Annotated in this window: 7 protein-coding genes; 6 read left to right on the plus strand and 1 reads right to left on the minus strand. The window is 71.3% G+C overall.

Features of this window, described 5'->3' with window-relative positions; translation table 11 throughout:
- The first annotated feature begins 50 nt into the window (after positions 1–50).
- From RHCRD62_RS09200 to RHCRD62_RS09220, 5 genes are all read left to right on the plus strand, one after another.
- The gene (locus RHCRD62_RS09200; protein WP_050064357.1) at positions 51–1265 is read left to right on the plus strand and encodes a GNAT family N-acetyltransferase; all 1215 of its coding nucleotides are present in this window, start codon (positions 51–53) and stop codon (positions 1263–1265) included.
- 65 nt (positions 1266–1330) lie between these two features.
- The gene (locus tag RHCRD62_RS09205) at positions 1331–1906 is read left to right on the plus strand and encodes an FxsA family protein (RefSeq protein ID WP_050064358.1); all 576 of its coding nucleotides are present in this window, start codon (positions 1331–1333) and stop codon (positions 1904–1906) included.
- 6 nt (positions 1907–1912) lie between these two features.
- Complete coding sequence (locus tag RHCRD62_RS09210; protein WP_172671032.1) at positions 1913–3490, plus strand: amidohydrolase; 1578 nt, start codon at positions 1913–1915, stop codon at positions 3488–3490.
- Positions 3480–5117, plus strand: a complete 1638-nt coding sequence (gene lnt, locus RHCRD62_RS09215; RefSeq protein WP_050064360.1) for an apolipoprotein N-acyltransferase — start codon at positions 3480–3482, stop codon at positions 5115–5117. Before RHCRD62_RS09210 ends, lnt begins: the two co-directional genes overlap by 11 nt.
- Positions 5114–5890: a polyprenol monophosphomannose synthase gene (locus tag RHCRD62_RS09220; protein ID WP_050064361.1), complete on the plus strand. Its 777-nt coding sequence runs from the start codon at positions 5114–5116 to the stop codon at positions 5888–5890. The genes lnt and RHCRD62_RS09220 overlap by 4 nt, the downstream gene beginning before the upstream one ends.
- A gap of 87 nt (positions 5891–5977) precedes the next feature.
- Here the strand turns inward: RHCRD62_RS09220 and RHCRD62_RS09225 are convergent, their stop codons facing one another.
- Positions 5978–6316, minus strand: coding sequence for an RNA polymerase-binding protein RbpA (locus tag RHCRD62_RS09225; protein WP_050064362.1), 339 nt, complete (start codon positions 6314–6316; stop codon positions 5978–5980).
- A gap of 162 nt (positions 6317–6478) precedes the next feature.
- On the opposite strand from RHCRD62_RS09225, the gene RHCRD62_RS09230 reads away from it, so the two are divergent.
- Positions 6479–6811 (plus strand): hypothetical protein, encoded by a 333-nt coding sequence (locus RHCRD62_RS09230; protein WP_050064568.1) that lies wholly within the window; start codon positions 6479–6481, stop codon positions 6809–6811.
- Positions 6812–7090 lie beyond the last annotated feature (279 nt).

Here is a 7090-nt window from a genome sequence, read left to right on the forward strand (position 1 = left end):
CCGGCGAGGGTCCTCAGGTGGGGGCACGACAAGAGAAGGGGCCAGCGACGATGAACGCCGCACCCGACGTCCGGATCCTGCGCGGCGAGGCGGAGTTGTTGCGCGCCAACGACATCTTCCGGACCGCGATGGTGGGGCTGCCGCATCTCGGGGACCTCGCGGCGGGGGAGATAGCGGACCTTCTCGAGCCGGGCCGCACGCTCGGCGCGTTCGTGGACGGGGTCATGGTCGGCACCGCGGACAGCACCGGCGGGGAGCTGACGCTGCCCGGCGGTGCCCGCGTCCCGCACGCCGCCGTCACCCACATCGGTGTGCTTCCCACCCACACCCGGCGCGGGGTGCTGCGGGCGCTGGTCACCTCACAGCTCCGCACCGCACGGGACAACGGCGACGTGGCCGCGACGCTGCGCGCCTCCGAGGCCACCATCTACGAACGCTTCGGATACGGCGTCGCGGGCAGTTCCGCGACGTGGGAACTGGTGACGCGGCGCGCTCGGCTGCGGACCACGTCCGATCGCCCGGTCCGGTTCGTCGACGCCGACCCCGCCGTGTGCGAACGGATCTACACGTCGACGCGCAGCGACCGTCCCGGCACCATCGACCGGGCGCCGCAGTGGTGGGCGTTCGGACGTCGCCGTGACGCCCGGTCCACCGCACACCCCGGCTACCTCGCGGTGTGCGGGGCTCCGGGCGCCGAAACGGGGTACGTGAGGTACCGGCCCGCCACCCCCGAGCGCTGGTTCTCCGCCGACCAGAGGACCGTGATCGTCGAGGACCTCGTCGCCGCCGACGCCGACACCACGACCGCGCTGCTGCAGTTCCTGCTCACCCTCGACCTCGTGGACCGGCTCGTGTTCACCGCACTTCCCGTCGACACCGCGCTGCCGTGGCTGCTCACCGACCATCGTGCCGCCCGGATGGTGTCGGCGAGCGACGAGACGTGGCTGCGGGTGCTCGACGTGCCGCGCGCCCTCGCGGCCCGCGAATACCGCGGCACCGGATCGGTGACGATCGAGGTCGAGGACGCGGTGATCCCCGAGAACAGCGGCCGCTACCTGATCTCCGGCGGCGAAGCGACCGCAGCGCACGACACCCCGCAGATCACGCTCGACGCGTCCGCACTCGCATCGGTCCTGCTCGGCGGGGTGCGCTGGCATCAGCTCGCCGACAGCGGCCGTGTGCGCGTGCTCGACACCGCCGCCCTGGATGCGGCCGAGGACCTGTTCTGGTGGCCGCGGGCGGCGTTCGCGGGCTTCACCTTCTGACGGGTCGGGAGAAAATCGGGCATCCCGGTCGTTGACAGGGGAGAGCACCGATCGAAAGGACCCACATGATCCCCGCACTGTTCGTGCTGTACCTCGTGGTGGAGGTCGCGACGGTGGTGTGGCTCGGCAGCACCATCGGCGTCGGCTGGACCATCCTGCTGTTCCTGGCGACTTGGGCGATCGGCTTGTGGCTGGTGCGGTCGCAGTTCCGCAAGGTGCTGACGCAGTTCCGGGACGCCGGCCAGAACGCGGCCTCCGTCGGAGGCGCCGTCGCCGACGGCGCCCTGGTCGCGGGCGGCACTGTCCTGCTGATCGTTCCGGGCCTGGTCACCAGCGTCCTCGGTCTGCTGATGCTGGCGCCGCCGACCCGACGGGTCCTACGCCCCCTCGCAGTGCTGCTCGGCGGACGCCGCCTCGCCGTCGTCACCGCGTCCGGCACCGCCGGTGCGGGCGTCTACGCCCGCACCCGCCGCACGACGGTGGTCGACGGTGTCGTGGTCGAGGACACCGTCGTCGACACCGGCACCGACACGTTCGGTTCGCAGTCGACGCACCTCGTCGACCCCTTCGCGATCGAGGGTGAGATCGTCGCCCCCGACCATCCCGGTGCGCAGCACCCGGACCGCGGGCAGGCACACTGAATCCCTGTGAGTACCCAACTGTTGGTCGGCGGCAGGATCTACAGCCCGGCGGCACCGGACGCGACATCGATGGCGATCACGGACGGCACCGTCGTCTGGGTCGGTGAGGACCGGCCCGGTCGCGCACTGCATCCCGACGCGGAGGTCATCGACCTCGACGGCGCGTTCGTCGGACCCGGCTTTGTCGACACCCACGTCCACACCACCGCGGTCGGGCTCACCCTGACCGGCCTCGACGTCGCGGGCGCCCGTTCCCTCCGTGAGTGCCTCGATCTGGTGCGCGCCTATGCCGCCACCCACGACGACGCGGTCGTGTGGGGTCAGGGCTGGGACGAGACGGGCTGGCCCGACGCGGACCGCGGACCGACCACCGCCGAACTCGACGAGGCGGCTCCCGGCCGCGCGGTGTACCTGGCCCGGATCGACGCCCACTCCGCGGCCTGCTCGACGCCGCTGCGTGCGGCGGCCGCCGTCCCGGGTGACGAGCCCGTCACCGCGGGCGACCATCACCGGATCCGCGCCGTCGCCCGCGAACTGCTGACCGCGGAGCAGCGGGCCCGGGCCCGCGCCGCCGCACTCGACCGCGCCGCCGCACTCGGCATCGTCGCGGTCCACGAATGCTCCGGCCCGGACATCGCGGGCCGCACCGACCTCGCCGAACTGCTCGCCACCGACCACGGCGTGCAGGTCCGCGCCTTCTGGGGTGAGGCCGTCACCGACGCCGACGAGGCCACCGCCCTCCTCGCCGCCACCGGCGCCCACGCCCTCGGCGGCGACCTGTTCGTCGACGGCGCGATCGGCTCCCGCACCGCATGGCTGTCGCAGCCGTACGCCGACCGCCCGCACACCGGCACCAGCTACCTCGACGTCGACGCCGTCGCCGCACATCTGCGGGCCTGCACCATCGCAGGCATCCAGGCCGGCTTCCACGTCATCGGTGACGCCGCCGTCGCCGCCGCGGTCGCCGGATTCGAGCGGGTCGTCACCGAACTCGGTGGTCCCGCGGTCGCGTCGTGCGGGCACCGCCTCGAACACGTCGAGATGATCGACGCCGCGCAGTCCGCGAAGCTCGCCGCGTGGGGGGTCGTCGCCAGCGTGCAACCCGGGTTCGACGCCCTGTGGGGCGGCGCCGACGGCATGTACGCCCGCGCGCTCGGCGCCGACCGGGCGTTGGCGATGAACCCGTTCTCCGAGATGGCCTCGGCCGGGGTGTCCCTCGCGATCGGCTCAGACGCGCCGGTCACGCCGCTGAACCCGTGGGATTCGCTGCGCGCGGCCGTCCACCACCGCACCGACGGCAGCGGCATCTCGCCGCGCGCCGCCTATGCGGCCGCCACCCGCGGCGCGTGGCGCGCCGGCGGGGTCCGCGACGGGCTGGCCGGCACCCTCGTCCCCGGCGCGCCCGCGTCGTACGCGGTGTGGGAGGCCGGTGACCTGGTCGTCACCGCCGCGAAGGACACGGTGCAGCGGTGGTCCACCGACCCGCGGTCGCGGGTGCCCGCGATGCCGCGTCTCGACGACGACACACCGAACCCCGTGTGCCTGCGCACGGTGCACCGCGGCGTCACCATCCATGAGCGCTGACCACGCTGGTCGCGCCCGGCGGGCGGTGCCGGTCCTGCGGAACTCCCTGCTCGCGGTCGCGTCCGGGGTGCTGTTGTTCGCGAGTTTCCCGCCGCGACCGCTGTGGTTCCTCGCGCCCGTGGGGATCGCGCTGCTGGTCCTGGTGCTCACCGACCGCGGACGCGGCACGCGTCGCCTCCGCGCCGGTTTCGGGTACGGCTACCTGGCGGGACTCGGGTTCCTGCTGCCCCTGCTGCCGTGGGTCGGTGAATACGTCGGCCCGGTCCCGTGGCTCGCGCTCTCCGGGGTCGAGGCACTGTTCGTCGGCCTGTTCGGACTCGCGGCGGTCGCGGTGGCCCGGCTTCCCCTCGCGCCGCTGTGGATCGCCTGCGTGTGGTCCCTGACGGAATGGCTGCGCTCGATCGTCCCGTTCGGCGGATTCCCGTGGGGCAGGCTCGCTTTCGGTCAGAGCGAAGGGCCACTCCTGCCGCTCGCGAGCATCGGCGGCGCCCCCCTCGTCAGCTTCGCCGTCGCGCTGACGGGCACCGGCCTCGCCGCCCTCGTCGCGGTGGCGGTCAGTGCGCCCCGGAAGCCGCGGCGGTGGATCGCGCCCGCGGCGACGGCCGCGGTGATGCCGATCGTCGCCGTCGCACTCGCCCCCACCATCCCCGGCATGGACTCCGCCGAATCCGGCTCGATCACCGTCGCCGCCATCCAGGGCGGCGTCCCGCGACTCGGCCTCGACTTCAACGCGCAGCGGCGCGCCGTCCTCGACAACCACGTCCGGCAGACCCTCGAGCTCGCCACCGACGTCGACGCGGGCATCACCCCGCAACCCGACCTCGTGATCTGGCCCGAGAACGCGTCCGACATCGACCCGTTCCGCAACGCCGACGCCGCCGCGTCGATCACCGCCGCCGCCCGCGCCGTCGACGCCCCGATCCTCGTCGGAACGGTCCTCGTGCGGAAGGACGGCACCACCACCAACACCGTCGTCGTCTGGGACCCCGGCAGCGGTCCCGGCGAGGAACACGACAAGAAGATCATCCAGCCGTTCGGCGAGTACCTGCCGTACCGCGAGTTCTTCCGCCACTTCTCCGAGTACGCCGACCGCGCCGGGAACTTCACCCCCGGCGACGGCGACGGCGTCGTGCACGCGGCCGGGATACCCGTCGGCGTCGCCACCTGCTACGAGGTCGCGTTCGACCGCGCCCTCACCGACGCGGTCCGCGCTGGCGCGCAGCTGATCGCGGTGCCGACCAACAACGCCACGTTCGGCGACACCGAGATGACGTATCAGCAGCTCGCGATGTCCCGGTTGCGGGCCGTCGAGCACGGCCGCGCCGTCGTGGTTTCCGCCACATCCGGTGTCAGCGCGATCGTCGCACCTGACGGAACTGTGACGGATTCGTCGGCACTTTTCGAGCCCACGACACTGGTGTCGCAGGTTCCGCTTCGATCCTCCACTACGCTGGCTACTCGGCTCGGTTCGATTCCGGAGTTCGCTCTGGCCGCCGCAGCCACCCTGGCCCTGATCGCCGCAGTACTGCGCACCGCAGGACGGCGACGCCGGCCGGCCGCACCCTCAACTGACGGTGCGGATGTTCACGGAAAGGACCAGCCTCGGCTGGGGGAGAGGATCGAATGAGCGCGGGTAAGCCGACCGGGGACAAGCCGAGCTCGAGCACGTTGGTGATCATTCCGACGTACAACGAGAGCGAGAACATCGCACTGATCATCGGCCGCCTGCACGCGGCCGTGCCCGGTGCCCATGTTCTCGTCGCCGACGACGGCAGCCCCGACGGCACCGGCGACATCGCCGACAAGCTCGCCGCCGACGACACCGACGGACGCATCCACGTGATGCACCGCACCGAGAAGAACGGCCTCGGCGCCGCGTACATCGCCGGATTCCAGTGGGCGCTGCAGCGTGACTACCAGGTCGTCGTCGAAATGGACGCCGACGGCAGCCACGCACCCGAGCAGCTGCACCGCCTCCTCGACAAGATCGACGAGGGCGCCGACGTCGTCGCCGGATCCCGCTACGTGCCCGGCGGCAGCGTCGTGAACTGGCCGCGGCGCCGCGAGATCCTCTCCCGTGGCGGCAACATCTACTCCCAGCTCGCGCTCGGCGTGAAGATCAAGGACATCACCGGCGGGTACCGCGCCTACCGGCGCGTCGTCCTCGAGACCCTCGACCTCGGGGCCATCGAATCCGCCGGCTACTGCTTCCAGATCGACATGGGCTGGCGCGCGCTGCAGGCCGGCTTCACCATGGTCGAGGTGCCGATCACGTTCACCGAACGCGAATTCGGCGAGTCGAAGATGTCCGGCAACATCATCACCGAGGCCTTCACCAAGGTCCTCGGGTGGGGCATGGCCAATCGCTGGCGCAAGGTGAAGGCCCTCGTCGGGAAGTGACGACACGAGAAAGCCCCGGAGGATCTCCTCCGGGGCTTCTTCGTATGTATCGGGCTACGCTCCGCGTCGCCGACCCAATGGCGCTGGTTACGCTCCGCGTCGCTTGGTCTTGAGCAGGTCCAGGCGCTCCTTCAGCAGCTCCTCGAGCTCTTCGACGGAGCGTCGTTCGAGCAGCATGTCCCAGTGCGTGCGGGGCGGCTTGACCTTCTTGACCTCGGGTGCCGCGCCCTCGAGGAGGGTGCCCTCGAGTCCGTTCTTGCACAGCCAGGTACCGGGGATCTCGGCCTCGTCAGCGAACGGGACGTCGAATTCCTCGCCGTTGTCGCAGCGGTAGCGGGCGATCCTCCGGGGCGCGAGGTCGTGGTCACGGTCCGTTTCGTAGCTCACCGCTCCGAGGCGGCTCCCTCGAAGTACGCGATCTGCCATGGTGGTGGTGTCCTCTCCTCAGCCGTTCTCACTGATCTCAACGTCACGGATCTGCGGATCGTTCCCGCACGCAGCGCAAAGTCACATGGATTCTACCGGGTGCGCCGATGCGGCCCCGGACCCGTCGGTCGACGGGCCGGTCGCCCACGTATCGTGGGTTCGGTGACCGGCCCGACGCGCAGACAGCAATCGTGCGTGTGGTGTGGCCGGGAGGTTGCAGACGCCGGGGTGGGTCGGCGCAGGCGCTACTGCAAGCAGTCGTGCCGTCAGCGGGCGTACGAGCAGCGGTCGGCGGTCAAGGGGACGACGATCGCGGCGGACTCGACGATTCTCACGGCGGCGGAGGCCGAGGCGGCGATGGACCGCATGTTCGAGGTCCGCTGCGCCGCGGAGGACGTCGCCACCGCGGCCGGTGAGGGCGCGGACCCGGCGGAGCTCGCGGAACTGTGCGCCACTCTGGTCCGGTTGGCGCGGGACGCCGAACGTCTGCGCTGACGGAGCGAATCGCCCGCATCCATCGGGTGGGCGCCCCGGAACACGGGTAACACCGGGCCGTCGGGTCTCGACAAAGGCACAGACGCACAAAACGCCGAGCGGTACGCAACCCTGGCTACTAGTCTGGGAACACAGCCCACGACACGCCGCGATCGAACCGCAACCATCCCTTTGCGTGAGGATTACGATGAAGGATTCCTCCTCTCCAGATCCCAACCGGGACGCATCGTCGACACGGGATCCGCAGCGAGGCCGGCCAGACCCGACAGCGAGCAACAA

This window comes from Rhodococcus sp. RD6.2 (genome assembly GCF_001040705.1).
Lineage (GTDB): Bacteria > Actinomycetota > Actinomycetes > Mycobacteriales > Mycobacteriaceae > Rhodococcus_G.